Annotated in this window: 2 protein-coding genes; both read right to left on the bottom strand. The window is 70.3% G+C overall.

The window, feature by feature from the left end; genetic code table 11:
- A partial coding sequence (locus VFN12_RS01655; RefSeq protein WP_325116806.1) for a hypothetical protein occupies positions 1-1,601 on the bottom strand: 1,601 nt, incomplete at its 3' end.
- A gap of 119 nt (positions 1,602-1,720) precedes the next feature.
- A partial coding sequence (locus VFN12_RS01650) for an amidase (protein WP_325116805.1) occupies positions 1,721-2,704 on the bottom strand: 984 nt, incomplete at its 5' end.

Genomic DNA, 2,704 nt, shown 5'->3' with positions numbered 1-2,704 from the left:
GCCAGCCCCGACAGGGCGTCACTCGCGGTGAAGTCGTGCGACAGCGGGGCGTTGCGCCAGGTGGTGTCGTTGACCCCCGACGAGACCTCCGGGTCGGTGAGGTCGATCTGGGCCGACATCGAGCGGGGGACCTGGTTCCCGGCCTTGTCGGACACGGACCTGGTCACGGTTGTGGGGATCACCTGTCCCGAGGAGTCGCGGGTCGACTCAGCGGACGCGGTCAGGGTGAAGGCGGCGTCAGCCGCGTTCGCCAGCCCCGACAGGGCGTCACTCGCGGTGAAGTCGTGCGACAGCGGGGCGTTGCGCCAGGTGGTGTCGTTGACCCCCGACGAGACCTCCGGGTCGGTGAGGTCGATCAGCGCAGACAACGAGCGGGTGGTGGCATTGCCGACCCTGTCCTGCACGGTCTTGCTGTCCGTCGTGGGCACCACCTGTCCCGAGGAGTCGAGGGTCGACTCAGCCGACACCGTCAAGGTGAAGGCGGCGTCAGCAGCCTCGGCCAGCCCCGACAGGGCATCACTCGCCGTGAAGTCGCCGGAGAGCGGAGTGTTTCGCCACGTTGCGTCAGTGACGTCACCTGGGGACACCTGCGGCCCGGTGAGGTCGATCCACGCGGACACCGTGCGGGTGGTGGAGTTGCCGGCGGCATCGCGGACGGTCCTGGTGGCCGAGACGGTCGGACCGACCGCACCAGAAGTGTCTCGGGTGGACTCGCTCGAGGCGGTGAGGGTGAAGCTTGCGTCACCCGCCTGGGCAAGGCCGGACGTGGCGTCCGACGCAGTGAAGACCTGCGAGAGGGAACTGCCGCGCCAGGTCGCTTCGGCCAGGTTGCCCGGGGAGACGTTGGGCGCCGCGGTGTCGACCTTGAACTCTCGCTGGGACGAGGCCACCCCGCAGGAAGTCGATCCAGCGAACTTCTCCGCCTTGGCGTAGACCGTGGTGGTGCCGTCGCTCAGGGTCGGTGGCGTCGCGCTCCAAGAGGCGTTGTCCGTCGAGTAGGTGACGGTCGCGCCCGCGCTCGTGGCGGACACGGTGGGCGTGGTCGTGAACCAGCCGCTGTCTCCGTCCGCGACAACGGGCAGCGAGCTGATCGCGGGAGCGGCCGGCGCCGCGACATTCGAGCACGGGTTGGCCAGTGCGCCCACCGTGATGGTGACGGAGTCTGGGCTGAAGGTACCCACGATGACCGGGTTGCCGGTCGTCCTTCCTCCCGAGGCGGTTGCCGTCAGGGTGACCGCGGAGCCCACGGAAGCGTTCGAGGGGATCGTGAAGTTGACTGTCCTCGCGCCCTCGAGGGTGCCCGCGGTGCCCGGCTCGTCGCAGGCAGTGAAGCTCAGGTTCGCCGGCGCGGCGAGCACCGCAGGGTTGTTCGTGGCGAAGGACACCGTCACCGGGTTCGCGGGATTCGCGTTGCAGTTGTTGAGGGTGTCCCCATCCCGAGTGTCCTCGGATATCAAGTAGACCTGGAACGATCCGGTACCACCGACCGGCACGGTCTGGTCCGTTCCGACGACGAGCTCGTCGGACACGGCCGGCGAGAGCACCAGCCCGGAGAGGACGACCGCCAGGGCCGTCGGCATGGACATCGTGAACTTGCGCATTCTTCCCCCACTAGAACCCCATGAACCCGCCCGTCCCGGCGGTGTCTTCGACCGTAAGGACGATCAGGCGGGGCCGCAGGGGATTGAATCCACGTTCAGGATGAGGGGCGTTCAAACCTCTAAACGCCAGCGGCCTCGAAAGCCGCCGCCACCTCCAGCAGGAACCGGTCCGCGCCGTGAGGCGCGACGATCTGCAGCCCCACGGGCAGCCCCGACGGGGTGGTCCCGGCCGGGACCGAGATGGCCGGGCAACCGGTGGCGGTGATCAGGTACGCCGACCGCATCCAGTCGAGGTAGTTGTCCATCGGACGGCCGTTGATCGACGTGGGGTACTCCTGGTCGGCCGGGAACGCCGGCACCGGGGAGACCGGCAGCAGCAGGACGTCGTACGACTGGAAGAACTCGCGCATCGTCCCGGAGAGCGCGGTGCGCTGGGCGTAGGCCCGGGCCACGTCCTCCCCCGTGAGCGACCGGCCGGCCCTGATGTTGTCGGCCAGCGACGTCTTGAAGGCTTCGGGCCGCTGGGCGAGGAGCGAGCCGAACCGGGCCCAGAACGACCAGGCCCGGAGGGTCCGGAAGGTGTCGTCGGCCAGTCGCAGATCAGGGTGCGCCGCGAACACGCGTGCTCCGGCCCTGGCGAAGGCGCGGCCGGCGTTCTCGATGACCGGGCTCACCTCGGCATCGACCTCGAGGGCTCCGCCGAGGTCCGGCGTCCAGGCGGCGCGGAGCCCCGAGAGCGGCCGGTGGACCGGGGTCGCAAAGGTGGATCCGGGGTCGCCGAGCGCGGTGGGCACGCGCGAGTCCGGGCCGGCGATCACCGAGAGCAGGAGGGCGAGATCGCCGACGTTGCGCGCCATCGGCCCGCTGACCGACGTGGTCTCCCAGAGGTTGTCGGTCGGCCAGGACGGCACCCGGCCCAGCGAGGGCCGCAGGCCCACGACGCCGCAGAACGACGCCGGGTTGCGCAGCGACCCGCCCATGTCCGAGCCGTCGGCCAGGGGCACCATCCCGGCGGCCAGCGCGGCGGCGGCCCCGCCCGAGGAACCGCCCGCGGAGCGCGTCGGGTCCACGGGATTGCGAGTGGTGCCGAAGACCCGGTTGAA

The organism is Nocardioides sp. (assembly GCF_035703625.1).
In the GTDB taxonomy this organism is placed as follows: Bacteria; Actinomycetota; Actinomycetes; order Propionibacteriales; family Nocardioidaceae; genus Nocardioides.
Note: the sequence above shows the minus strand (reverse complement) of the source record. Positions and strands in the feature narration are given on the sequence as shown.